We start from the raw sequence: 23,620 nt of genomic DNA on the forward strand, positions 1-23,620 counted from the left end.
GGTTCTACTATCGTCCCGTGACCTCCCAGGACTCCACCGTGTCAGCGATCGGGGCGGCCGTCCAGCGACTGGCCCGGGCCCAGGCCGACCGCGAGCCGTGTGCGCCCGTGCGCGACCTGATCGGCACCGACGACCTCGACGCGGCGTACGCCGTGCAGCAGGGTCTCGTCCGCGCCAGACTGGACGGTGGCGTGACCGTGGTCGGCCGCAAGATCGGCGCGACGTCGGAGGCGGTCCAGACCCAGTTGGGCGTCGACCAGCCCGACTTCGGCTACCTGCTCAGCGACATGGACGTCAGTGCCGGGGCGGTCCCCGGCGGCGACCCCATCTCGATGGCGACGCTGCTGCAGCCGCGGGTGGAGGGCGAGGTGGCGTTCGTGCTCTCCCGCGACATCGACGACGACGAGATCACGCTCGAGACCGTGCGCGACGCCGTGGACGTCGCGCTGCCGGCGCTCGAGATCGTCGACTCGCGCATCGCCGACTGGGCGATCGGCTTCACCGACACCGTCGCCGACAACGCCTCCAGCGGCCTGTTCGTGGTCGGCCGGGAGGGGCGCCCGCTCTCCGAGCTCGAGCCGCGCGACGTCACGATGTCGCTGATGATCAACGGCGAGGAGAGGTCGAGCGGCAACGGGGCTGCCTGCCTCGGCGACCCGCTGGAGGCGCTGCGCTGGCTGGCCGTCCAGGCGAAGCGGTACGGCGACCCGCTGCGTGCCGGCCACCTGATCCTGTCCGGGGCCCTGGGCCCGTTCGTGCCGTTCGCCCCGGGGGACCGGGTCGAGGCGACCATCAGCGGCTTCGAGCCGCTCCGCGTCACATTCGAGGAGTGAGCATGCCAGCCAGAGCCAAGCTCAGCGCCGCCATCGTCGGCCCGGGCAACATCGGCACCGACCTCATGTACAAGCTGCTGCGGTCGGAGGTGATCGAGCCGAGGTGGATGATCGGCGTCGACCCGTCGTCCGAGGGCCTCCGGCTGGCCGCCGACAAGGGCCTCGAGTCGACCCACGAGGGCGTCGACTGGCTGCTGAAGCAGGACGAGCTGCCCGACCTGATCTTCGAGGCGACCTCGGCGTACGTGCACCGGGAGTACGCCCCGCGCTACGAGGAGGCCGGCATCCGCGCCGTCGACCTCACGCCCGCCGCCGTCGGCCCGGCCGTCATCCCGCCGGTCAACGGCGAGGAGCACGTCGGCGCGATGAACGTCAACATGATCACCTGCGGTGGCCAGGCCACGATCCCGATGGTTGCCGCCGTCTCGCGGGCGGCGACCGTGTCGTACGCCGAGATCGTCGCCTCCGTCGCGTCGGTGTCCGCCGGCCCCGGCACCCGCGCGAACATCGACGAGTTCACGCGGACGACGTCGCGCGGCGTGACCGAGATCGGCGGGGCGGCCGAGGGCAAGGCGATCATCGTCCTCAACCCCGCCGAGCCGCCGATGATCATGCGCGACACGATCTTCTGCGCGGTGCCGCCGGACGCCGACCGCGACGCGATCGTGCAGTCGATCGTGGCGATGGAGAAGGCCGTGCAGGAGTACGTGCCGGGCTACCGGCTCCTCCAGGAGCCGCAGATCGACGAGCCGTCCCCGGCGACCCGCGGCCAGGTGAAGGTCTCGATCTTCGTCGAGGTCGAGGGCGCAGGCGACTACCTGCCGCCGTACTCCGGCAACCTCGACATCATGACCGCCGCTGCCACCCAGGTGGGGGAGAACATTGCCCGATCGATCCTCACCCCGTCGAACCCGGAGGCCTGAGATGACCGACATCAACGCACTCACCCGCACCTGGTCGGGCACCCACGGCGACGATCCCTGGGGCAAGCTCGACCTGCGCCTGACCGACACCTGCCTGCGCGACGGGTCGCACCACAAGCGGCACCAGTTCACCGCGCAGGAGTGCCACGACATCGTCGCGGCGCTGGACGCCTCCGGCGTGCCGGTCATCGAGGTGACGCACGGCGACGGGCTCGGCGGCTCGTCGTTCAACTACGGCTTCTCGCGGACGGATGAGCAGGAGCTGATCAGGATCGCGGCGGAGACCGCGCAGCGCGCGAAGATCGCGTTCCTGATGCTCCCCGGTGTCGGCACGAAGGACGACATCCGCGCCGCGCAGGACAACGGCGGCCAGATCTGCCGGATCGCCACGCACTGCACGGAGGCCGACACCGCGATCCAGCACTTCGGGCTGTGCCGCGAGCTCGGCCTGGAGACCGTCGGGTTCCTGATGATGAGCCACACCCAGCCGCCCGAGGTGCTCGCCAAGCAGGCCCGGATCATGGTCGACGCCGGGTGTGAGTGCGTCTACGTCGTCGACTCCGCCGGCGCGCTGGTCCTCGAGCAGACCGCGGATCGGGTCGCGGCCCTCGTGGCGGAGATCGGCGACCAGGCCGACATCGGCTTCCACGGCCACGAGAACCTCGGCATCGGCGTCGCCAACACCGTGATGGCCGCCCGGGCCGGCGCCACCCAGATCGACGGGTCGGTCCGCCGCTTCGGCGCGGGCGCCGGCAACGCGCCGCTCGAGGCGTTCGTCGGCGTCTGCGACAAGCTCGGGTGGGAGACCGGGATCGACTTCCTCCAGATCGTCGACGCGTCCGAGGACGTCATCAAGCCGGCGATGCCCGAGGAGTGCCAGCTGGACCGGATGACCCTGATGATGGGGTACGCCGGCGTCTACTCGTCCTTCCTCAAGCACGCCGGCAACGCGGCCGACCGCTACGGCGTCTCCGGAGCGAAGATCCTGCTCGAGGCCGGTCGCCGCAAGCTGATCGGCGGCCAGGAGGACCAGCTCATCGACATCGCGCTGATGCTGAAGGCGGAGCAGGAGAAGGCGGCCGCCAACTCCTGACTCACTCCCGCGGCAGCGGCCGGATCCGTCCGCTCGCGGCCTCGGGTGGGTCGACCAGCGCCGCGCGAGCGCGAGTCGCGACGTCGTCGGGGAAGGGCGCCGACGAGCGCGCCACGACGTGCACGCCGAGCACCTCCTCGGTGGCCCGCAGCCGCCCGTCGGCGTACATCTCGTGCCAGATCCAGAGCAGCTTGCCGGTGGCACCGATCACGGACGAGCGGACCTCGAGATCGCTGCCGGCCGCCACCTCGTCGAGGTACCGCACGTGCGCCTCCACCGTGTAGAGGGAGGCGTCGTGGGTCGCGCGGTACTCCGGCCCCATTCCGACGGCGTCCATGACGGCGTCGGTCGCGTGCCCGAAGGCGAGCACGTAGTAGGCCTCGGACAGGTGGCCGTTGTAGTCGACCCATTCGTCGCGGACGGGCTCGCGCCAGAGCACGCTCATGCGCGGCCGAGCGCCCGCAGGATCGCGATGACACCCCGGTCCCGCTCCGCGACGAGGTCGTCGATGCTGCGGCCGGCGGCCTCGCGCTCGCACCCGTCGACCACGGCGTCGCGCAGCCCCGGCGTCAGCTCCGGGGCGTCGAGGCGCGTCCACGGCGAGAGCAGCGAGGGGCCGAAGTGGTCGAGCATGTGCGCCATCCCGCCCTGGCCGCCCGCGAGGTGGAAGGTCAGCATCGGACCCTGCAGCGCCCAGCGCAGACCAGGGCCGTCGGTGATGGACAGGTCGATCTCCTCGACCGTCGCCTCGCCCGCCTCGACCATGTGCAGCGCCTCGCGCCACAGTGCCTCCTGGAGCCGGTTGGCGACGAAGCCCGGCACCTCGCGGGTCATCGTGATGACCGACTTCCCGGCCTGCCGGAAGAACTCGGAGGTCCACTGCACGACCTCCGGCGAGGTGGCCGCGCCGCCGACGACCTCGACGAGCGGGATCAGGTACGGCGGGTTGAACGGATGCCCGACGACGGTCCGCTCGGGATGCGTGCACTTGTCCTGCATCTCGCTCATCCCGTAGCCCGAGGTCGACGAGGAGATCACCACGCCCGGAGGCGCGACCGTGTCGATGTCGGCGAGCAGCGTGCGCTTCAGGTCGAGGTCCTCGGGCGCGCTCTCCTGCACGAAGTCGGCCTGCGCGCACGCCGCCGCCAGGTCCGGCTCGTACGTGAGGTTGTCCAGGCTCGCGCCCTCGGCGAGCCCGAGCTCGGTCAGCGCCGGCCACGCTGCCCCGGCCAGGTGTCGCAGCCGCGCCTCGGCGTCGGGCGCGGGGTCCCAGGCGACCACGCGGTAGCCGCGGGCCAGGAAGTACGCCGCCCAGCCGCCGCCGATCACGCCGGCCCCGATGCAGGTGACGGTCCGGACGTCCTCGGGGGCCAGCCGGGTCATCGTCGGCCCCTCAACGGCTCGGCAACGCGAGGATCTCGCGGCCCTCGTCGGGCGTGGCCACGTGGGCACCCATGCTCTCGACGATCGTCCGCGCCCGCTCGACGAGCTGCGCGTTCGTCGCCTTCACGCCCTTGCTCAGGTAGAGGTTGTCCTCCAGCCCGACCCGGACGTGGCCCCCGAGCAGCACCGACTGCGCCACCCACGGCATCTGCATCGGGCCGAGCGCGAACGACGCCCAGACGGCGCCGTCCGGCAGCTGGTTGACCATCGCGGCGAGCGTGAGCGGGTCGGCCGGGGCGCCGTACGGGATGCCCATGCAGAGCTGGTACATCGCGGGCTCGTCGATCAGTCCCTCCTCGACCAGGGTCCTGGCGAACCACAGGTGACCGGTGTCGAAGATCTCCATCTCGCAGCGGACGCCGAGCTCCTGGATCTTCTTGGCGCCCTCGCGGAGCATGTCGGGCGTCGAGACGTAGACGAGGCTGCCCTCGCCGAAGTTGAGGCTGCCGCAGTCGAGGGTGCAGATGTCGGGGAGCAGCTCCTCGACGTGGGGGAGGCGGTCGACGCCGCTCACCAGATCGGTGCCGTCGAGGAACGTCGTGGGGTCGTGGGGGTCGAGCACCAGGTCGCCGCCCATGCCGGCGGTGGTGTTGACGATGACGTCGACGTCCGACGCGCGGATCCGCTCGACCACCTCGCGGTAGAGCGCGACGTCGCGCGAGCCCCGGCCGGTCTCGGGGTCGCGGACGTGGACGTGGACGATCGTGGCGCCCGCGCGGGCCGCGGCGATGCCGGACTCCGCGATCTGCTCGGGCGTCACCGGCACGTGCTCGGACCGGCCGACGGTGTCACCGGCACCGGTCAGGGCGCAGGTGATCATGACCTTCCGGTTCATGGGTGACTCCTTCTCGTCGTGCCGTCCGGTGTCAGTCGATCCGCGGGCTGTCCGCGAGCAGCTTGCGGGTGTACTCCTGCTGCGGGGTCTCCATCACGGTCACGACCGATCCCGCCTCGACGACCCGGCCCGCCTGGAGGATCTCGACGCGAGCGGCGATGGAGCGGACCAGCGCGAGGTTGTGGGTCACGAAGAGCATGCTGATGCCGCGCTCCTTCCGGAGCCCCTCGAGCAGGGCGACGATCGAGCCCTGCACCGACACGTCGAGTGCCGAGGTGATCTCGTCGCAGATCATCACGTCGGGCTCGGCGGCCAGGGCGCGCGCGATCGCGACCCGCTGCCGCTCGCCGCCGGAGAGCCGGCTGGCCTGGTAGTGCAGCATCCCCGAGCCGAGCGCGACCTGGTCCATGAGCTCGACGACGCGGTCGGTGGCCGCCCTGCCCTTGGCCAACCCGAAGAGCTCCATCGGACGCTTGATGATCTGCTCGACGGTCAGCCGGGGGTTCAGCGAGAGGTAGGGGTTCTGGAAGATGTACTGGATCCGCCGGCGGTCATCGGCGCTGCGCCGACGCGCACTCGTGGCCAGGTGACGACCCTCGAAGTCGATGGTGCCCGTCCAGTCCTTGTGGAGGCCGCCGACGGCGCGGGAGATCGTCGTCTTGCCGCTGCCGGACTCGCCGACCAGCGCCACGACCTCGCCCCTGGCCAGGTCGAAGGTCACGTCGTGGACGACCTGCTTGCGTCCGTAGAAGACGTCGAGGCCGGACACGGACAGGATCACGTCGCGCTGCCGGTCGGGATCGGCGTCCGGCACGGTGCCGCGGTTGATGTCCCAGACGCCGATCTCCTCGGCGCGCAGGCACCGCACCTCGTGGGCGGGCGCGACGATGCGCAGCTGCGGGACCTGCTCGCGGCAGGCATCGATCGCGAACGAGCAGCGGTCGTTGAAGCGGCACCCCTCCGGGCGCGCACCCGGGGCGGGCGTGCGGCCTGGGATGCCCGCGAGGGCGCGGGCCTGGCTCAGGTGCGGGATCGAGTCGAGCAGTGCTCGCGTGTAGGGGTGCTGCGGCGCCGCGAAGATCGCGTCCCGCGGGCCGAGCTCGGCGATCTGCCCGGCGTACATCACCGCGACGCGGTCGGCGATGTTGGCCACGACGGCGAGGTCGTGCGTGACGTAGAGCGCGCTGACGCCGTGCGTGCGGCAGAGCGCGGCCATCGTGTCGAGCACCATCTTCTGCGTGGTGACGTCGAGACCCGTCGTCGGCTCGTCGAGGACGAGCACCTTCGGCTTGGGCAGGAACGCCATCGCCAGCGCGACGCGTTGCACCTGGCCGCCGGAGAGCTGGTGCGCATAGCGCTTGAGGAACTCGTCGTCGTTCGGCAGCCCGACCTCGGCGAGGCCGTCCCGCGCACCCTGCAGCCGCGACTGCGCCGTACCGATGCCACGCAGCTCGAGCAGCTCGACGATCTGCCTGCCGATCCGGATGCTCGGGTTGAGCGCCGAGGCCGGGTCCTGCGGCACGTACGCGATCTCCTCGCCGCGCAGCTTCCGGACCTCCTTCCAGGGCAGCTTCAGCACGTCCCGTTCCTCGATGAGCACCCTGCCGGCGGAGATGACCGCGCCGGCCCGGGCGTAGCCGAGCAGCGAGGTGCCGACCGTGGTCTTGCCGGAGCCGGACTCGCCGACCAGCCCGACGACCTCGCCGGGCCGCAGGACGAGGTCGATGTCGTCGACGACGTCGACCGGCCGCCCCGTCAGGGTGACGCCGAGGTCCTCGACGACGAGTCCGCCCGTGGGCGTGGCCTGGTGCTCGGTGTCCGGGCGCGTGGCGGTCATCAGTCGTCCCCCCGCTGGCTGACCTGGGCGAGTCCGTCGGCCATCAGGTTGGTGCCGACGGTGAAGATCGCGATCATCGCCACCGGTGCCAGCACCGACCACGGCTGGGTGGCGAGGCCGAGCCGGTTCTCGTTCATCATCTGGCCCCAGTTGGCCGCGCCGGGGTCGGAGGCGAAGCCGAGGAAGCCGAGGGCGGCGACCAGCCCGATCGAGTAGGTGAGTCGCAGGCCGGCCTCGGCCAGGAGGGGACCGGTCATGTTGGGCAGCACCTCGGCCACGATCACGCGGGACCGCCGCTCGCCCAGCGCCTCCGCCGAGGCCACGAAGTCACGAGAGACGATCCCGAGCGCGACACCGCGCGCGACGCGGGCCACCCGTGGTGCGTGGGAGGCACCGACGAGCACGATGATCGCCCACGGGGCGGGGTCCTGGAGCGCGGTCAGCACGACCAGCGCCAGAAGGATCTGCGGGAACGCGAGGAGCACGTCGTTGAGGCGCATGATGACCTCGTCCCACCAGCCGCCGCTGTAGGCGGCGACCACCCCGATCAGGATCCCGAGGACCATGCCCAGAACGGTGGCGAGGACCGAGATGACGAGGATGCCCAGCCCGCCGTACATCACCCGGCTCAGCACGTCCTGGCCGAGGTAGTCGGTGCCGAGCAGGCCGGTCTTCGCGTACGGCGCACCGGCGATCTCGTTCTCGCCGTACGGTGCGAAGAACGGCGCGAAGATCGCGAACAGCATGACCAGCACCGTCACGGTCAGGCCCACCGTGAACCGCTTCTGCCGGAGCGCGCGCCGGAAGAAGGACTGCGGCGCCGGGCTCGTCGACGTGGAGCTCATGAGGAGATCGCCGTCCTCGCTCGGGGGGTCAGCAGGATGGAGAGGATGTCCGCGACCAGGTTCACCACGATGTAGAACGCGGCGATGATCATGCTCAGGGCCTGCACCATCGGCACGTCGTGGTTGCGGACCGAGTCGACGAGCTGGCGCCCGACGCCGGGGTAGGCGAAGAGCGTCTCGACGAGGACGACGCCGCCGGCCAGCCAGGCCAGCTGGAGCCCGATGACCTGGATGCCGGGCACGATCGCGTTGAGCAGCGCGTGCTTGCGCATCACCACCGGCTCGGGGATGCCCTTGAGCCGGGCCAGCTCGACGTAGTCGCTGTCCAGCACCTCGAGCAGGGTGGCGCGCACGATGCGGGACACGTACGGCGTCACGGCCAGCACCAGGGTGGCGACGGGCAGCACCATGCCCTTCGGGGTGTCCCACGGATGGCCGGTCTGCGAGACGATCGTGACGGCCGGGAAGATGGTGAAGACCGTCGTCGAGAAGAGCGCCACCAGCAGGATGCCGGTGACGAACTCGGGGATGCCGGCCAGCGCGAGGAGCACCGTCTGGATGACGGTGTCGGGTCGGCGCCGGCGGTAGTGGGCGGAGATCATGGCGAGGCCGAAGGCCAGCGGGACCATGATCACGGCTGCGAGGAAGACCAGCACCAGCGTGTTCACGACGTTGCTGGAGATCTGCCCCCAGACCGGCTGCTGGTTGGCCAGCGAGGTGCCGGGATCACCGGTGAGCAGCCCGCCGAGCCAGCTGAAGTACTGCGAGACCAGGCCCTGGTCGGAGTTCAGCTGGGCCTCGAGCTGCGCCACCCGCCCTGGGTTGGAGTTGTAGTCGCGGCCGAGGATGGCCCGCACCGGGTCGCCGAGGGCAGCGGTGGCCAGGAACACCAGGACGGAGACCAGCCAGAGGCTCAGGACCGCCAGGCCGATCCGGCGCAGCAGCCAGATCGTCCAGGCGGCCGCACCCGAGCGACCCCGAGGAGGAGCGACTTCCTCCAGGGGATCTTGGAGTGCCGCGATCTGGGTCATGTCAGACCGAGACCTTGTTGAACTTGTAGTTGCCGAGCGGGAGGTACTTGCTCGGCTCCAGGCCCTGCACGTTGGCGCCGTAGCCGTCGACCTGCTGGCGGAAGCCCCAGATGATCAGGCCGCCCTCGTCGTACTCGATCTCCTGGGCCCGGTGGAGCAGGTCGGCCCGCTTGGCCTCGTCGAGCTCGGCCGCGGCCTGGTTGACGAGGTCGCGGTGCTCCTGGTTGTCCCAGTGCGTCTCGTTGTAGGTGCCGCCCAGCTCCGGCGGGAAGGTGCCGACGACCGCCTGCGGGATGTAGTTGCGGGTGTTCCAGAAGTCCTGGGCGAACGGGTAGGACAGGTAGTCGTCGTCGTAGAACTCGGTCTTCTTGGTGACCTTGACCTCGACCCCGGCCTCCTTGGCCTGCTCGGCGAAGAGGTTCGCGGCCGGAACCGCAACCGAGCCGATGCCGTCGCCGGTGAACAGCTCGACCTGCAGCCCCTCCTGGCCCGCCTGCTGGAGCAGCGACTTGGCCTGGTCGATGTCCTGCTCGCGCTGCGGCAGGTCGCTGGCGTAGTCCACGTCGAACGGCGCGTAGAGGTCGTTGCCCAGCGAGCCGTACCCGCTCAGCGTCTGGTCGATCATCGCCTGCCGGTCCACGATCAGGCGCATCGCCTGCCGCACCCTCACGTCGTTGAACGGCGCGGTGTCGACGCGCATCGTGAACGGCACCCACTGGCCGCCCTCTGCGATCAGCACGCCGGCGCCGGAGCCCTTGATGGTGTCGATCAGGTTGTACGGCAGGTTGTCGAGCGTCTGGATCTGGCCGGCCTGGAGGGCGTTGACCTTGGCGTTGTCGTCCGCGAAGTCCTGGATCTGCAGCTCGTCGACGAAGGCCGCGTCACCCCAGTAGTCGGCGTACCTGGTGAACGTGCTGGTCTTGCCGGGCTCGAACGACTTGTACGCGAAGGGGCCGGTGCCGACCGGGTTGTTGACATCGAAGTCGGTCGGGATGATGCCGACGGTGTACTCAGCCAGCAGCGAGTCGAGGATCGCGTACTTCGTGTTGAGCACCAGCGACAGCGTGGTCTCGTCGACGACCTTGGTCGACTGGAAGTCGATGATCTGCGAGAGCTGCCCGCCGCCCGACTGCGGCTTCTTCGGGTCGGCCACCCGCTGGAGGCTGAACCACACGTCTTCGGCGGTGACCGGCTTTCCGTTGTGGAACGTGACGCCCTGGCGGAGCTTGATGGTCCAGGTCACGCCGTCCGCGGCCGCATCGACGGACTCGGCCAACGCCGGCTCCAGCTCGTAGTTGTTGTTCCAGAACAGCAGTGGCTCGTAGAGGTTGTTGCACCGCGCGATGTCGGCGGCGGTGACCGGCGCGTGCGGATCGAGGGTGTCCTTGCTGCCTCCGCCGGTGGCGCCGTGGATGAGGATGCCGCCGGAGCTCTGGGCGCCACCGCCACCCCCGCCTCCGCCGCCGTCGTCACCGCCGCACGCGGTGAGGAGGCTGCTGCCCGCCACCGCTGCCGCGCCGATGCCGGAGTACTTGAGTAGCTGGCGCCGGGAGAGAGCCGGGCCTGTGCGAGGGTGGTTCACTTCGTGACTCCTCTGTTTCACTATCCGAACATCGACGAATGTGATCTACGGAACATAAGGACGTCCCGTGACCGGGTCAATGCCTAGAAGGGTGTGATCGCGTGTTGTCTCGCGATACGCAACAAGGTGTGCGTGACGCAACCGGGCGCGAGCGTGAGTCGACGCAGGTGCAGTCCGTGCAGCGGGCGGCCGCCCTGCTCCGCGCCGTGGCGGTGGCGTCCGGCCCGGCGGCGACCGCCACCGCGCTCGCCGAGGCCGTCGGGCTCAACCGCACCACGACGTGGCGGCTCCTCTCGACGCTCGAGCAGCAGCGACTGGTCCACCTCGACCGCGAGACGGGGTGGTACTCGCTCGGCTTCGGGCTCATCGACCTGGCCGGCCAGGCCGGCGACAGCTCGCTGGCGCGTGCGGCGCGCGCCGTGTTGCAGCGGATCGCCACGCAGACCGGGGAGACGGCGGCGCTGGCGGTCCTGCGCGACGGCGCGCTGACGTACGTCGCCGAGGCCGTCGCCAGCGCGATCGTCTCCGTCACCTGGCGGGGCATGGCGGTCCCGCTGCACGCCACGTCGACGGGCAAGGTGCTGCTGGCGTACTCCGGACCCGACGAGGTCACGGACCTCCTGAACCTGCCTCGCGGCGGTCGGCTGCATCGCTACACCGCGACGACGATCACCTCGCGCGCGCGGCTCAGGGAGGAGCTCGCGCGGACCCGAGAGCGCGGGTTCTCCGTGTGCCGCGGGGAGTTCGAGGAGTCGGCCTGGGGCGTGTCGGCGCCGGTCCTCGACAGCGCCGGGCGTGCCGTCGCCGTCCTCAGCATCTGGGGGCCTCCCGACCGGATCACCGGCCAGCGGTTCGACGGCCTCGGAGACGTGGCGGTCGAGGGCGCCGCGGAGCTCGCCGGTCGCTGACCCCGTGGGTCACTGGTGCGTCAGGTGGGCGCGGGCCCGCTCACCGTCGGTGACCGCCTCCACGACAGGACCGAGGTCGAAGCGCACCCGGTGGATGAGCCCCTCGAAGTGGTTGCGCACCGGCAGGTAGTGGTCGACGACCGGCGTGCCGCGGTCGACTCCCACGTTGAACGTCTCGTCGAAGGCGAAGTAGTAGGCGGTGGTGACCGGGATCCGGCCGGACCCGACCGGCGCGTCGTCGACCTCCAGCGTCACGTCTGCGCCGCTGCCGGGAGGGCCGCCGTCGTACTCGAACCGGACGACGAGGTCGTGCCGGCCGGGCGGCATCGGCTCGGCGGCGCGGACCACGGTCAGGTCGCGGCCGACGAAGTTGTAGGCGTAGTGGGGAACCCCGTCGACGACGTAGAGCGACCAGCCGCCGAAGCGGCCGCCCTGGGCGACCACCACGCCGCTGGTGCCGGTGGTCAGCTCGAGGTCGGCGGTGATGACGTGCGAGCGGTTCTTGGTGTTGGGTGCCGCCTCCTCGGTGAGCCGCCCGACGCGGGGGCCGAACGACAGCGTCGACCGGCCGTGGTGCAGCTCGAGCCGGCCGGCGACGGACGGGTTCTCGCGCTCGGTGACCCGGTCGTCGAGGGGGAGGACGTGGTGTCGCTCCGCCTCGCGGTCGAAGATCCGCTGCAGGTCCCGGAGCCGCTCGGGGTGCTCGCCAGCGAGGTCACGCGCCTGAGTCCAGTCGTCGGCGTGGTCGTAGAGCTCCCACACGTCCTCGTCGAACGGTCGCTTCGGCGTGTCCACCATCTCCCAGGGCACGCCGTGCCGGGTGACCGCCGTCCAGCCCTCGTGGTAGACGCCCCGGTTTCCGATCATCTCGAAGTACTGGGTGGTGTGCCGGTCGGGCGAGTGGGGGTCGTCGAACGTGTAGGCCAGGCTGGTCCCCTCGATCGGCTGCTGCTCGACCCCGGCGAACGTCGCCGGCACCTCGAGCCCGGCGGCCTCGAGGATGGTCGGCAGCACGTCGATCACGTGGTGCCACTGGTGCCGGATCTCGCCCCTGGCCTCGATGCCGTTGCCCCAGCGCACGATCATGCCGTCGCGGGTCCCGCCCAGGTGCGCGAGCTGCTTGGTCCAGGGGTACGGCGTGTTCATCGCCAGCGCCCAGCCCGCCGGGTAGATGGCGTACGTCGTGGGGTCGCCGAGCGACTCGAGGCGGGCGGCCATGTCGGCGGTGTCGTCCTGGATGCCGTGCCCGACGAGGTGCTCGCGGAACGTGCCGCGTGGACCACCCTCCCCGGACGCGCCGTTGTCGCCGAGCAGGTAGAAGACCAGGGTGTCGTCGAGGACGCCCATCTCCTCGAGAGCGTCGACCAGCCGGCCGACCTGGACGTCGGCGTGCTCGGCGAACCCGGCGTACGTCTCCATGAACCGCGCCGCGACCCGCCGCTCGGTCTCGTCGAGCTCGTCCCAGCGGGGGACTCCCTCCGCCCACGGCGCCAGCTCGGCCGACTCCGGCACGATCCCGAGCTGCTTCTGGCGCGCCAGCGTCTGCTCCCGCTGAGCGTCCCAGCCGGCGTCGAAGCGGCCGGCGTACCTGTCCCGCCACTCGGGTGCGACGTGGAACGGCGCGTGCGTCGCGCCGAGCGCGAGGTAGGTGAAGAACGGACGGTCCGGGGTGATCGCCTGCTGGTTCTCGACCCAGGAGATCGCGTGCTCGACGAGGTCCTCGGACAAGTGGTAGCCGTCCTCCGGGAGCCGGTCGGGCTCGATGGCGTAGCGGCCCTGGTAGAGCTGCGGGTACCAGTGGTTCATCTCCGCGCCCATGAAGCCGTAGAAGTAGTCGAAGCCCTCGCCCATCGGCCACCGGTGGAAGGGGCCGGACGGGCTGACCTCCACCGGAGGGGTCTGGTGCCACTTGCCGATCGCCGCGGTGCAGTAGCCGTTCCCACCGAGGATCTGCGCGATGGTGGCCGCGCTCGCCGGGCGGTAGCCGTGGTAGCCCGGCTCCGGCGTGGACATCTCGCTGGTGACGCCCATGCCGACGGAGTGGTGGTTGCGACCGGTCATCAGCGCCTGGCGGGTCGGCGAGCACAGGGGAGTCACGTGGAACCGGGAGTAGCGCAGTCCCTCCGCCGCCAAGCGCTCGGCGGTCGGCATCTCGCACGGGCCGCCGTACGCCGTCGACGCCCCGAAGCCCATGTCGTCGATCAGCACGACCACCACGTTGGGTGCACCGGACCCGGCACGCACCGGGCGGATCGGCCGGGCGGTCGTGTCGACGTCGAGCGGGAGCCGGGTGCGGTCGGTGGCGGTCACGATCCGAGATCCTGCACGCCGCGACGGCCTCGGCGCCAGAGGCTCAGCGTCCCTTCCACACCGGCTTGCGCTTCTCGGCGAACGCCTTGAATCCCTCGACGCCGTCCTCGGAGGAGTAGAGCGTCGCCACGGTCGGGAGGGTGCTCGAGGTGACCAGGTCCAGGGCCTCCTGGAAGCGCAGGGACTCCGCGACCCGGGCGGTCTCCTTGATCGCGGCGAAGACCAGCGGCGGGCCGGTGGCCAGCAGGCGCGCGGTCTCCCAGGCGCGGTCCCGCACCGCTTGCTCGTCGCGCAGCACCTCGTTGACCAGGCCCCAGCGGGCTGCCTCCTCGGCGGCCATCCAGCGCCCGGTCAGGAGCAGCTCCATCGCGACGTGGTACGGCATCCGCTTGGGCAGCTTGATCGTCGCCGCGTCGGCGAGCGTGCCGGCGTTGATCTCCGGCAGCCCGAACTGCGTCACCGCGGATGCGTAGATGAGGTCGCAGGACAGGGCCAGCTCGAAACCGCCGCCCATCGCCAGCCCGTGGACGGCGGCGATGACCGGCTTGTTGAGGTCGGGCAGCTCCTGGAGGCCGCCGAACCCGCCGACCCCGTAGTCGCCGACGACGGAGTCACCGTCGGCCGCGGCCTTGAGGTCCCAGCCGGCGCAGAAGAACCTGTCGCCCTCGGTGCGCACGATCGCCACCCGCAGCCCCGGGTCGTCGCGGAACGACGCGAACACCTCGCCCATCTCGCGGCTGGTGGCGAGGTCGATGGCGTTGGCCTTCGGGCGGTCGAGGGTGACCTCGAGGATCCCGTCCTCGGCGCGGGTGGTCAGAACGTCGCTCATGTCAGGCTCCCAACGGTCGCAGCAGCGACCGGCTGATGATGTGGCGCTGGATCTCCGACGTGCCGTCCCAGATCCGCTCGATCCGGGCGTCCCGCCAGATCCGTTCGAGCGGAAGCTCGTCCATCAGGCCCATGCCGCCGTGGATCTGGATCGCCTCGTCCGACACCATCGCGAGCATCTCCGTCGCCTTGAGCTTGGCCATCGCGATGTCGGCGTCGGTGGCGATGCCCTGGTCGTACCGCCAGGCGGCGTGCAGGGTCATCAGCTCGGCGGCCCGCAGCTCGGTCGCCATGTCGGCGAGCTTGAAGCCGATGCCCTGGAAGCGCCCGATCGGCTGGCCGAACTGCTCGCGGGTCGCCGCCTGCTGAACGGACAGCTCCAGCGCCCGCTCGGCCCGTCCGAGGCAGGACGCCGCGACCTGCAGGCGGGTCGAGCCGAGCCACGTGCCGGCCAGCTCGAAGCCCTTGCCCTCCTCGCCGAGCAGCGCGTCGGCGCCCACCTGCACGTCGTCGAAGTCGAGGATCGAGTTGGTGTAGCCACGGTGCGAGACGTTGCGGTAGCCGGGATGCACCGTCAGGCCCGGGGTGTCGAGGTCGACCAGGAACGTCGACATCTCCGGCCGGCCGGCGTCGTCCGTCCCCGTCACCGCCACCAGGATCACGAAGTCCGCCTCGTCGGCGTGGCTGATGAAGTGCTTGGACCCCTTGATCCGCCAGCCACCCTGCCCATCACTGGCCTCGCGGGTCGCCTTCGTGCGCATGCCGCGCATGTCGGACCCGGCGCCCGGCTCGGTCATCGCCAGGCAGTCGATCTTCTCGCCGCGGACGCACGGGTAGAGGTACTTCTCGCGCTGCGCCTCGGTGCCCGCCAGCAGGATGTTCGACGGTCGTACGACGCCCGTGTAGTGCAGCGCGTAGTTGGCCCGGCCGAGCTCCTTCTCGTAGAGCACCCAGGTGACCGTGTCGAGACCGGCGCCGCCGACCTCCTCGGGCATGTTCGCGGCGTAGATGCCGGCGGCCAGCGCCTTCGCGCGGATCTGCGCGGCGAGCTCGGGCCTCAGCACGCCCGTGCGCTCGACCTCCGCCTCGTGGGGGAGCAGCTCACGCTCGACGAAGGCGCGGGTCACCTCCACGATGCTGCGCTGCTCGTCGGTCAGCCCGAAGTCCATCAGCTTCCCTTCCCTGCGAGTGCGGCCGCGGCCGCACCGCGGCCGGTCCGGACGGCGCCCTCCATGTAGCCCGCGACCCACTGGTCGGAGCCGCAGACGTAGAACGGTGGCTCGTGGGTGCCGTGCAGCGGTCCGACGGCCAGCACGTCGCCCGGTCGCCAGTTCGTCACGTAGCCCTGGGTCCAGGGGTCGGTGCCCCAGAGCCGGGTCCAGGTCTGCCGAGGCGCGGTCGCCTCGGGCCCGAACAGCTCGGCCACCTGCGCCAGCGCCTCGCGGGTCCGCGTCCCGGGGTCGGCGGCCAGGAAGGCGGCGTACCGCTCCGGGGGGACCAGCGCCGACAGCACGCCGTGCTGCTGCGGCCAGGTCGACCCGAGGACACCCTCGCTCTCGGACAGCGCATTCTGTCCCCGCTCGCGCCAGAAGGGCTCGTCGTACGCCGCCACGAACTTCGCGGCGAGGGCGTGCCGCTGACGCCGGAGGGACGTCAGCCGGGGCTCGCTCACGCCCTCGATGTCGATGTCCCGCGCCGGCCCGGCCGGCACCGCGACGACGACCGCGTCGGCCCTCAGCTGCTCGCCGGCGCCGGTCGTCACCACGCTGCCGGACGACGAGACCCGGATGCTGCTCACCGGCGTCGACAGGCGCACGTCGCGCAGCCCCGCGGCCATCGTCGACGCCACGGTGGCCGAGCCCTCGGCGACCCGGAGGTTCTCCCACTGCTCGACGTCGTAGCTGCCGGTCGTCCCGCCGACGACGATCTTGCGGGCGTAGGCGAAGAGGCTCTGCCGCTCGATCGAGCCGTCGGCCAGGCCCAGGTGGACGAGCTCCCAGAGCCGCAGCACCCCGGGCGAGGCGCCGACCTCGCGCAGCCACTCGCCGACGCTGATCCGGTCCAGCCGTCCCAGGTCCGGGCACGACCAGGGGTCGTCGGGGTCGATCGAGGCCAGTACCTTGTCGAGCGCGGACTCGACCTGGTCGTAGGACGACCGGTCGGCCGGCGTGCACCAGGACGGCCAGTCGCCGACGTCGACCGAGCCCGGTACCTGGCGGGTGATCTCGCCCGGCTCCGCGACGTACGACGCCGTGACGGTCAGCCCGAGCTCCTCGACCAGTCCGAGGTAGCTCGTGTGGGCACTGCCGACCACCTCGCCACCCAGCTGGACCCGCCGGCCGTCGTCGAGCTCGACCTGCTCGACCCGCCCACCGACCCGGCCCCGGGCCTCCAGCACCGTGACGCGGGCGCCGCCGGCTTCGAGGTCGCGCGCGGCGGCCAGGCCGGCCAGGCCGGCGCCCACGACGACGACGTCCGCGCGCGTCATGTGAGCACCACCGTGTGCTCGGGCAGCCAGCCGATCTCGACGCGGTCGCCGGGGTTCCACCGGTCCTCGGTGCGCATCCGCGGGAGGTTCTGCTCGAGGACGGTGACGGTGAGCTCGGAGGTGATCGAGACGACGTACTGGGTGGTGGATCCGTGGTAGCTGGTCGCGACGATCGTTCCGGGCACCCGGAACATCGCCGGGGTCAGGTCGGTGAGCCAGATCTTCTCGGGACGGACCGCCACGCTGACGGCGTCCCCCTCGGCCGAGGTGCCGTGGCCGGGCGCCGGGATCTTGAACGTGTCGCAGACGGTCACGTGGCCGGAGGACCAGGTGCCGTGCATCAGGTTGCTGGTGCCGATGAAGCCGGCCGCGAACACCGAGGTCGGGTGCTCGTAGACGTCCTCGGGCGTGCCGCACTGCTCGATGACGCCCTGGTTCATGATCGCCACCCGGTCGCTCATGCTGAGCGCCTCGTCCTGGTCGTGGGTGACGAAGAGGAACGTGATGCCGACCTCGCGCTGGATCGCCTTCAGCTCGGCCTGCATCGCGTGCCGCAGCTTGAGGTCGAGCGCGGCCAGCGGCTCGTCGAGCAGCAGCACCTTCGGCTCGTTGATCAACGCCCGGGCGAGCGCGACCCGCTGGCGCTGGCCACCGGACAGCCGGCTCGGCCTCTCCTTGCCCCGGTCGCCGAGCTCGACCAGCTCGAGCATGTCGGAGACGCGCCGGTCGAGCGTGCGCCGGTCGAGCCCCTTGCGGCGCAGGCCGAAGCCGACGTTCCCGCGAACGTCGAGGTGCTCGAAGAGGGCGTAGCTCTGGAACACGGTGTTGACGTCGCGCTGGTGCGGTGGGGTGGCGGTGACGTCCTCGCCGTCGACGACGATCGTGCCCGCAGTGGGGTCGCCGAAGCCGGCGATCATCCGCAGCGTCGTCGTCTTGCCGCATCCCGACGGGCCGAGCAGGGAGAAGAACTCGCCGCTCGCGATGTCGAGGTCGAGGTCGTCGACGACGGTCGCGCCGCCGAAGACCTTGGTCAGGCCGCGCAGGGACACCGAGGGGGTGCTCACCGACGATCACCTCCGGCGATCAGGTCCAGGCTGGAGCTCCCGCGGCTGAACAGGCGCGGGAGCAGGAGGGCGGCCACGATCAGCGCGGCCGAGGCGAGCAGCATCAGCGTGCCGATCGCGTTGATGGCGGGGGAGACGCCGAATCGGATCGAGGAGTAGACCCGCACCGGCAGGGGCTGGGGGTCGACCCCGGTGGTGAAGAACGCGAGCACGAAGTCGTCGAAGACCAGGGCGAAGACGAGCAGCCCGGCGCCGAGCAGGGCCGGGGCGAAGGTGGGGATGGTCACCAGGCGCAGGGCCTGGAACGGCGTGCAGCCGAGGTCGCGAGCCGCCTCCTCGACCTCGAGCGCGACGCCGGCCAGCCGGCCGCGCACGATCACGGTGACGTAGGCGATCGAGAACGTGATCTCGGCGAGGATGACCGTGGTCATCGAGAGCTTGAGCCCGATCCCGGTGAACAGCAGCAGCGCGGCCACCCCGGTGACGATCTCGGGGGTGACGAGGGGGAGGAGGGTGACCGCTCCGATGACCCGGCCCCGGCGCGACCGGACCCGCTCGAGACCGAGCGCGAGCATGGTGCCGAGCACGAGCGAACCGAGCGTCGCGACGGTCGCGATCTTGAGGCTGGCGACCAGCGAGTCGAGCAGGGCCTCGTTGTGGACGAGGTCGTCGTACCACCGCAGGCTGAAGCCGGAGAACGACGAGAGCGACTTCCTGTCGTTGAAGCTGAACAGCGCGACGGCGAGGATCGGCAGGTAGAGCCAGGCGAAGAAGCAGATCGTCACCACGACGGCGACGAGCGGCTTCCGCTCGAGCCCGCGGCTGCGCGCCATCACCGCTCACCGCCTCGCGTCGCGGTCGCCCGGAGGTAGGCGACCATGAGCACGGTCAGCGCGGCCATCATGCCGACGGTCAACGCGGAGCCCAGCGGCCAGTTCTGTCCCTCGGCGAACTGCTGCTGGACCAGGTTGCCCATCATGTAGGTGTTCGCGCCGCCCAGCAGCTGCGCGCTGACGAAGTCGCCGAGCGCCGGCAGGAACACCAGCAGCACGCCGCCGTACAGGCCGGCACGGGTCGCCGGCAGGGTCACGGCGAAGAACGTGCGGACCGGGCTGTGGTAGAGGTCCTTCCCGGCCTCGATGAGCGAGGTGTCCAGCCGCTCGAGCGACGCGTAGACCGGCAGGATCATGAAGACCACGAACCCGTAGACGAGGCCGCCGATCACCGCCCAGGGCGTGTTGAGGAACGTGATGCCCTCGCTGATCCCGGTGCTGCGCAGCGCGCTGTTGGCCAGGCCGTCGTCGGAGAGCAGCGCCTTCCAGGCGTACATCCGGATCAGGTAGCTGGCGAAGAAGGGGACGACGATCGCCGCGATCAGGGCGTTCTTGTAGCGCCCGCCGTGCAGCGCGATGGCGTAGGCGACCGGGTAGGCGATCAGCGCGGAGATCACCACGGTCGCGAGCGCGTAGACCAGGGAGCGCAGGAAGAGCTCGAGGTAGACCTCGTTCCAGATCGCGCGGTAGTTGGCGGTGCTGGTCGCGAACACCGGGTAGCCGTCGTTGGTGGTGCGGCCGAAGGACAGCAGGACGATGATCCCCATGCTGGAGACGAAGAAGAGCACCATCCAGGCCGTCGGCAGCGCGAGCAGCCAGCCCCACAGCGTCGTGCGCTGAGCGGACCGCGGCGCCCGCTTCGCGACCTGCTCGACGCCGGCCACCTCAGCTCGCCTTCACCTCGGTCCACACCGCCGCGCGGCGCTGGACCTCGTCGGTGCCGAGGAGCCGGAAGACGTTCTCGTTCTCCAGGTCGGAGATCTCGACGTTGCAGGCCGGCACGTCCTTCGCGAGCTCGGCGAACGCGGGCAGCGCGTCCTTCACCGGGAACGGGTAGTAGAGGTACTGCATGTTCTTGATCGCGTTCTCGGGCCGCAGCAGGTAGTCGATGAAGACCATCGCCGTGCCCGGATGCTCGGCATTCGTGGGGATCACGTAGGCGTCGGAGTTGATCGGCGTGCCCTCGCTGGGCGACTCGAAGTCGTACGCCGTCGGGTCGTCGACCAGCCCCTCGCGCAGGTAGAGGAAGTCGCCGCTCCACATGTGGTGGATCCACGCGTCGCCGCTCACCATGTTGTTGACGTCGTCGGAGGAGTACGCGCGGAGGTACTCCTTCTGGCTGATCAGGAGGTCCTTGATGTCCTCGAGCTCGGAGGGCTTCGCGGTGTTGACGTCGTAGCCGAGCAGCAGCGCGGCCATGGCCAGCGCCTCGTCCTGGTCGTCGAGGGTGAAGATGCGGTCGCGGCCCTCGTCGTTCCAGAGGTCCTCCCAGCTGCCGGTCATCGTCGCGACCCTGTCGGTCCGCCAGCCGATCCCGGTCTTGTAGACCGTGAAGGGGATCGACGCCGCGGACCCCGCGTCGTACCAGGGGTCGTTGAAGTAGGACCCGGAGTAGAAGACCTGGTCGGCGTTCTGCAGCTGGGCCGGGTCGATGGCCCGGAGCTTCCCCTCGCGCCGGAGCTTGACGACCCACTTGGCGATCGGGAAGACGATGTCGTACTGGTTGCCGGCCGCGATCTTGGCGTACATGCCCTCCATCGAGTCGTAGTTGGACTCGATGACCTTGACGCCGTACTCCTTCTGGAAGCCCTTCACCACGCTCGGGGCGAGGTAGTCGGCCCAGTTGAAGTAGACGAGGTCGCCGTCGATCTCGGCCTTCGCCGACTCGGGGAGTGGCGCGTCGGCGGGCGCGTCGTCGCGGATGTAGGCGCAGCCGGGCAGCGCCAGCGACGCACCCAGCGCGAGGCCGCCGGTCAGGAGCCCCCGTCGTGTCGGGCGGGGCGGCTCGAGACCGGGGCGGGGGGTCACTCCTCGGCCCCGCCTGCGACCGTCGCTGGTGCCGGGAGCGGTCCGTCGTGGCCGACCAGGACGCCGACCGTGGCGGCTATGGTCGCGCGCGCTTCGTCGATCCCGAGGTTCGGGTCCCGCGCGAGGACCCGGGCCCCGAGGCCGTCGGTGAGGGCGATCGCAGACTCGGCCACGGACCGCGGCTCGAGCGTCGTGGAGAAGACCCCCGCGGACAGGCCCTCGCGGACGATGTCGGCGACGGTGCCGTAGAGGTCCTCGTAGAGCTCGGCCCCGACCTTGGCGAGGTGGGGGTCCCGGATGCACAGCAGGGCCAGCTCCTGCCAGAGCAGCCACTCGGCGGCGCGCTGCTCGTCGCTCGGCAGGCACCGGTCGAGGAACGACGACAGTCGCTCGGCCGCGTCGTCGCCGGCGGTGTCGAGAGCGTGCTGGTTGAGCTCGGCCGAGACGGCGTGCGAGTAGCGGAGCACCTCGGCGAAGAGGAGCTCCTTCGTGTCGAAGTGGTAGTGCAGCAACCCCGCGGACACGCCTGCGGTGCGCGCGATGGCGGCCATGCGGACCTGCGCGAGCCCGTCCCGGACGATGCACTCGGCGGCGGCCGCGAGGATCTTGTCGCGGGCGTCGGCGGCGGCCCGCTCGCGTTGGGTCTTCGGCACCCGGCCTCCGTTTGACTGGTCAATCAGTCAGGCGATGCTATGGTCGGCGCCGTGAGGCGTCAAGGATCGCCGGTGGCGTCGGCACCCGCATCCTGGGACGCGCTCTTCGCCCCCCGGGCGGTCGCGATCGTCGGCGCCAGCGCGGACTCCGCCAAGTGGGGCCACATCCTCAGCCGACGGGCCTTGGCGTCCCCGGGGGACCGCACGGTGTTCCTCGTCAACCGGAACGGCGGCGACGTGCTCGGCCGCCCGACCCATCCCACGGCGCGGGCGGCGGCGGACGCCCACGGGCGGCCGATCGACCTGGCCGTGCTGTGCGTGCCGGCGACCGGCTTCGTGGCGGCGGTGGGCGACGCCGTCGCCGCCGGGGCCCGCGCGATCGTCGGGATCACCGCCGGCCTCGCCGAGACCGGAGCCGACGGTGCCCGGGTCGAGGCCGAGGCGCTCGCCCTCGCCCGCGGTGCCGGCGCCATGCTGCTCGGTCCGAACTGCCTCGGCATCGTCGACACAGGTACGGGCCTCCAGCTCGCCCACGCCGTCCTTCCGGCGGGGGACGTCGCCGTCCTCAGCCAGAGCGGCAACCTCGTGCTCGACCTCGCCGGGCTCCTGGAGGCCCGGGGCCTGGGCGTCTCGCGGTTCGTCTCGCTCGGCAACCAGGCGGACCTGGGGCTCGTCGACCTCCTCCGTGCATGTGTCGATCACGACGGGACGCGTGCCGTCGCCGTGTACACCGAGGACGTCGTCGACGGTCGCGCCTTCATCGAGGCCGCCCGCGCGCTGGGGCACGCCGGCAAGCCGCTGGTCGTGCTGGCGCCCGGACACAGCGAGGCGGCGGTTCGCGGCGCGGCCTCACACACCGGCTCGCTGACCAGTGGCTCGCGCGTGATGGACGCGGCCTGCGCGGCCGTCGGGGCACATCGCGTGCACCACCCGACCCAGATGGCCGACCTGCTGGTCGCGCTCCGCGAGCAGCGACGGATGTCGGGGCGGCGCGTCGCGATCCTGACCGACGGAGGAGGGCACGGCGCGGTGGCCGCGGACGCACTCGCCGCCGTCGGGCTGGCCACGCCGGAGCTGGCCGGCGGCGTGGTCGCCGAGCTCGAGGCGGCGCTGGGGTCGCAGGGCACGGGCGCCAACCCCGTCGACCTCGCCGGCGCCGGGGAGCAGGACGTCGCGAGCTACGCCCGCGGGGTCGAGTGCCTGCTCGGGTCGGACCAGGTCGACGGGGTGCTGCTGACCGGCTACTTCGGCGGCTACGCGACCGAGCAGTCCGCCCTGTCGGAGCCCGAGCTGGCGGCGGCCACCCGGATCGCGGCCGCGGTCGCCGGGCAGGCCAAGCCGCTGGTGGTGCAGACGATCCACCCCGGCAGCCCGTCTGCGGACGTGCTGCGGGCGGCCGGTATCCCCGTCCACCGAGACGTCGACCGCGCGTGCGCCGTCCTGGCGGGACTCGTCCGGCCCGACACCGCGGGCCTCGCCGAGCCGGTGCCGGAGCCCGCGCCGCCCGTCAACGACACGTCGTACGACGCGGTCCGCAGCCTGGTCGCCGGGTCCGGCATCGCCTTCCCCGCCGCAGTGTCCGTCGGGGACGAAGCAGAGCTGGACGCCGCGCTCGCACGCCTGCGGTTCCCGGTCGTCCTCAAGGCGACCGGCCGACTGCACAAGTCCGAGGGCGGCGGGGTGGTGCTCGACCTCGGCGACGTCGACGCCGCGCGGGCGGCGTACGCCGACCTGGTCGCGCGGCTGTCCCCGCCGGCCGTCTCCGTCGAGGAGATGGCCGATGTCCCTGGCGGGGTTGAGCTGATCGTCGGGAGCGTCCGCGACCCGAAGTTCGGCGCGGTCGTCATGGTCGGGCTCGGCGGGGTCTTCACCGAGGTGCTCGATGACACCGCCTGCGCGATCGCACCGGTTTCGGTCGAGGCCGCCCGGGGGCTGCTGCTGTCCCTGCAGGGCGCCCCGCTGCTCCGTGGGGCCCGTGGGCGCGCGATCGTCGACGTGGACGCGCTGGCCACGGTCGTCGCGCGCGTCTCGCGCCTCGCGGCCACCCATCCCGACGTCGCGGAGCTGGAGCTCAACCCGGTGCTCG

20 protein-coding genes and 1 pseudogene are annotated in these 23,620 nt (G+C 71.3%); 5 read left to right on the forward strand and 16 right to left on the reverse strand.

What is annotated here, in order from left to right; translation table 11 throughout:
- Positions 1-17 precede the first annotated feature (17 nt).
- The 3 genes from ACFQQI_RS11795 to dmpG are packed head-to-tail and all read left to right on the forward strand — an operon-like array spanning position 18 to position 2,849.
- A complete protein-coding gene (locus ACFQQI_RS11795; RefSeq protein WP_378562872.1) occupies positions 18-833 on the forward strand; it encodes a 2-keto-4-pentenoate hydratase in 816 nt (271 codons plus the stop codon).
- Between the two features lie 2 nt (positions 834-835).
- Positions 836-1,756, forward strand: coding sequence for an acetaldehyde dehydrogenase (acetylating) (locus tag ACFQQI_RS11800; RefSeq protein ID WP_378562875.1), 921 nt, complete (start codon positions 836-838; stop codon positions 1,754-1,756).
- 1 nt (position 1,757) lies between these two features.
- Positions 1,758-2,849 carry a 4-hydroxy-2-oxovalerate aldolase gene (dmpG, locus tag ACFQQI_RS11805; RefSeq protein ID WP_378562878.1) on the forward strand — a complete coding sequence of 364 codons (1,092 nt, stop codon included), beginning with the start codon at positions 1,758-1,760 and terminating at the stop codon, positions 2,847-2,849.
- Position 2,850: 1 nt separating this feature from the next.
- Here dmpG and ACFQQI_RS11810 read toward each other — a convergent pair whose 3' ends face one another.
- The 7 genes from ACFQQI_RS11810 to ACFQQI_RS11840 are packed head-to-tail and all read right to left on the reverse strand — an operon-like array spanning position 2,851 to position 10,422.
- Entirely contained in the window at positions 2,851-3,294 is a 444-nt protein-coding gene (locus tag ACFQQI_RS11810) for a thioesterase family protein (RefSeq protein ID WP_378562882.1), read from the reverse strand.
- Positions 3,291-4,232, reverse strand: coding sequence for a 3-hydroxyacyl-CoA dehydrogenase NAD-binding domain-containing protein (locus ACFQQI_RS11815; protein ID WP_378562892.1), 942 nt, complete (start codon positions 4,230-4,232; stop codon positions 3,291-3,293). The genes ACFQQI_RS11810 and ACFQQI_RS11815 overlap by 4 nt, the downstream gene beginning before the upstream one ends.
- 10 nt (positions 4,233-4,242) lie before the next feature.
- Entirely contained in the window at positions 4,243-5,127 is an 885-nt protein-coding gene (locus ACFQQI_RS11820) for a 3-keto-5-aminohexanoate cleavage protein (RefSeq protein WP_378562898.1), read from the reverse strand.
- Between the two features lie 31 nt (positions 5,128-5,158).
- Entirely contained in the window at positions 5,159-6,964 is a 1,806-nt protein-coding gene (locus tag ACFQQI_RS11825; RefSeq protein ID WP_378562904.1) for an ABC transporter ATP-binding protein, read from the reverse strand.
- On the reverse strand, positions 6,964-7,809 hold the full coding sequence (locus ACFQQI_RS11830; protein ID WP_378562909.1) for an ABC transporter permease: 846 nt from the start codon (positions 7,807-7,809) through the stop codon (positions 6,964-6,966). Before ACFQQI_RS11830 ends, ACFQQI_RS11825 begins: the two co-directional genes overlap by 1 nt.
- Complete coding sequence (locus tag ACFQQI_RS11835; protein ID WP_378562914.1) at positions 7,806-8,840, reverse strand: ABC transporter permease; 1,035 nt, start codon at positions 8,838-8,840, stop codon at positions 7,806-7,808. Before ACFQQI_RS11835 ends, ACFQQI_RS11830 begins: the two co-directional genes overlap by 4 nt.
- A 1-nt stretch (position 8,841) precedes the next feature.
- A complete protein-coding gene (locus tag ACFQQI_RS11840; RefSeq protein ID WP_378562917.1) occupies positions 8,842-10,422 on the reverse strand; it encodes an ABC transporter substrate-binding protein in 1,581 nt (526 codons plus the stop codon).
- Between the two features lie 128 nt (positions 10,423-10,550).
- On the opposite strand from ACFQQI_RS11840, the gene ACFQQI_RS11845 reads away from it, so the two are divergent.
- Positions 10,551-11,330 (forward strand): IclR family transcriptional regulator, encoded by a 780-nt coding sequence (locus tag ACFQQI_RS11845; RefSeq protein ID WP_378562920.1) that lies wholly within the window; start codon positions 10,551-10,553, stop codon positions 11,328-11,330.
- A gap of 9 nt (positions 11,331-11,339) precedes the next feature.
- Here the strand turns inward: ACFQQI_RS11845 and ACFQQI_RS11850 are convergent, their stop codons facing one another.
- The 9 genes from ACFQQI_RS11850 to ACFQQI_RS11890 are packed head-to-tail and all read right to left on the reverse strand — an operon-like array spanning position 11,340 to position 21,534.
- Positions 11,340-13,640 carry a sulfatase-like hydrolase/transferase gene (locus ACFQQI_RS11850; RefSeq protein WP_378562923.1) on the reverse strand — a complete coding sequence of 767 codons (2,301 nt, stop codon included), beginning with the start codon at positions 13,638-13,640 and terminating at the stop codon, positions 11,340-11,342.
- A gap of 43 nt (positions 13,641-13,683) precedes the next feature.
- A complete protein-coding gene (locus ACFQQI_RS11855; protein ID WP_378562926.1) occupies positions 13,684-14,469 on the reverse strand; it encodes an enoyl-CoA hydratase-related protein in 786 nt (261 codons plus the stop codon).
- Position 14,470: 1 nt separating this feature from the next.
- Positions 14,471-15,637 carry an acyl-CoA dehydrogenase family protein gene (locus ACFQQI_RS11860; RefSeq protein ID WP_378562929.1) on the reverse strand — a complete coding sequence of 389 codons (1,167 nt, stop codon included), beginning with the start codon at positions 15,635-15,637 and terminating at the stop codon, positions 14,471-14,473.
- Complete coding sequence (locus ACFQQI_RS11865; protein ID WP_378562932.1) at positions 15,637-16,956, reverse strand: flavin monoamine oxidase family protein; 1,320 nt, start codon at positions 16,954-16,956, stop codon at positions 15,637-15,639. Before ACFQQI_RS11865 ends, ACFQQI_RS11860 begins: the two co-directional genes overlap by 1 nt.
- The gene (locus ACFQQI_RS11870) at positions 16,953-18,020 is read right to left on the reverse strand and encodes an ABC transporter ATP-binding protein (protein ID WP_378562935.1); all 1,068 of its coding nucleotides are present in this window, start codon (positions 18,018-18,020) and stop codon (positions 16,953-16,955) included. The genes ACFQQI_RS11865 and ACFQQI_RS11870 overlap by 4 nt, the downstream gene beginning before the upstream one ends.
- A complete protein-coding gene (locus tag ACFQQI_RS11875) occupies positions 18,017-18,853 on the reverse strand; it encodes an ABC transporter permease (protein ID WP_378563287.1) in 837 nt (278 codons plus the stop codon). The genes ACFQQI_RS11870 and ACFQQI_RS11875 overlap by 4 nt, the downstream gene beginning before the upstream one ends.
- Positions 18,853-19,737 (reverse strand): ABC transporter permease, encoded by an 885-nt coding sequence (locus ACFQQI_RS11880; protein ID WP_378562938.1) that lies wholly within the window; start codon positions 19,735-19,737, stop codon positions 18,853-18,855. The genes ACFQQI_RS11875 and ACFQQI_RS11880 overlap by 1 nt, the downstream gene beginning before the upstream one ends.
- Before the next feature lies 1 nt (position 19,738).
- A complete protein-coding gene (locus ACFQQI_RS11885) occupies positions 19,739-20,881 on the reverse strand; it encodes a spermidine/putrescine ABC transporter substrate-binding protein (RefSeq protein WP_378562941.1) in 1,143 nt (380 codons plus the stop codon).
- Complete coding sequence (locus ACFQQI_RS11890) at positions 20,878-21,534, reverse strand: TetR/AcrR family transcriptional regulator (RefSeq protein ID WP_378562944.1); 657 nt, start codon at positions 21,532-21,534, stop codon at positions 20,878-20,880. The genes ACFQQI_RS11885 and ACFQQI_RS11890 overlap by 4 nt, the downstream gene beginning before the upstream one ends.
- Positions 21,535-21,573: 39 nt before the next feature.
- On the opposite strand from ACFQQI_RS11890, the pseudogene ACFQQI_RS11895 reads away from it, so the two are divergent.
- Positions 21,574-23,604: pseudogene (locus ACFQQI_RS11895) on the forward strand (acetate--CoA ligase family protein); the annotation flags it as partial.
- Between the last annotated feature and the right edge of the window lie 16 nt (positions 23,605-23,620).

The organism is Nocardioides sp. GCM10030259 (assembly GCF_042666375.1).
Taxonomy (GTDB): Bacteria; Actinomycetota; Actinomycetes; order Propionibacteriales; family Nocardioidaceae; genus Nocardioides.

Coding starts and splice junctions, on each gene's coding strand:
- ACFQQI_RS11835 (WP_378562914.1), bottom strand. CDS start 8,840: ATGACCCAGATCGCGGCACTCCAAGATCCCCTGGAGGAAGTCGCTCCT.
- ACFQQI_RS11860 (WP_378562929.1), bottom strand. CDS start 15,637: ATGGACTTCGGGCTGACCGACGAGCAGCGCAGCATCGTGGAGGTGACC.
- ACFQQI_RS11865 (WP_378562932.1), bottom strand. CDS start 16,956: ATGACGCGCGCGGACGTCGTCGTCGTGGGCGCCGGCCTGGCCGGCCTG.
- ACFQQI_RS11820 (WP_378562898.1), bottom strand. CDS start 5,127: ATGAACCGGAAGGTCATGATCACCTGCGCCCTGACCGGTGCCGGTGAC.
- dmpG (WP_378562878.1), top strand. CDS start 1,758: ATGACCGACATCAACGCACTCACCCGCACCTGGTCGGGCACCCACGGC.
- ACFQQI_RS11830 (WP_378562909.1), bottom strand. CDS start 7,809: ATGAGCTCCACGTCGACGAGCCCGGCGCCGCAGTCCTTCTTCCGGCGC.
- ACFQQI_RS11800 (WP_378562875.1), top strand. CDS start 836: ATGCCAGCCAGAGCCAAGCTCAGCGCCGCCATCGTCGGCCCGGGCAAC.
- ACFQQI_RS11875 (WP_378563287.1), bottom strand. CDS start 18,853: ATGGCGCGCAGCCGCGGGCTCGAGCGGAAGCCGCTCGTCGCCGTCGTG.
- ACFQQI_RS11810 (WP_378562882.1), bottom strand. CDS start 3,294: ATGAGCGTGCTCTGGCGCGAGCCCGTCCGCGACGAATGGGTCGACTAC.
- ACFQQI_RS11855 (WP_378562926.1), bottom strand. CDS start 14,469: ATGAGCGACGTTCTGACCACCCGCGCCGAGGACGGGATCCTCGAGGTC.
- ACFQQI_RS11825 (WP_378562904.1), bottom strand. CDS start 6,964: ATGACCGCCACGCGCCCGGACACCGAGCACCAGGCCACGCCCACGGGC.
- ACFQQI_RS11815 (WP_378562892.1), bottom strand. CDS start 4,232: ATGACCCGGCTGGCCCCCGAGGACGTCCGGACCGTCACCTGCATCGGG.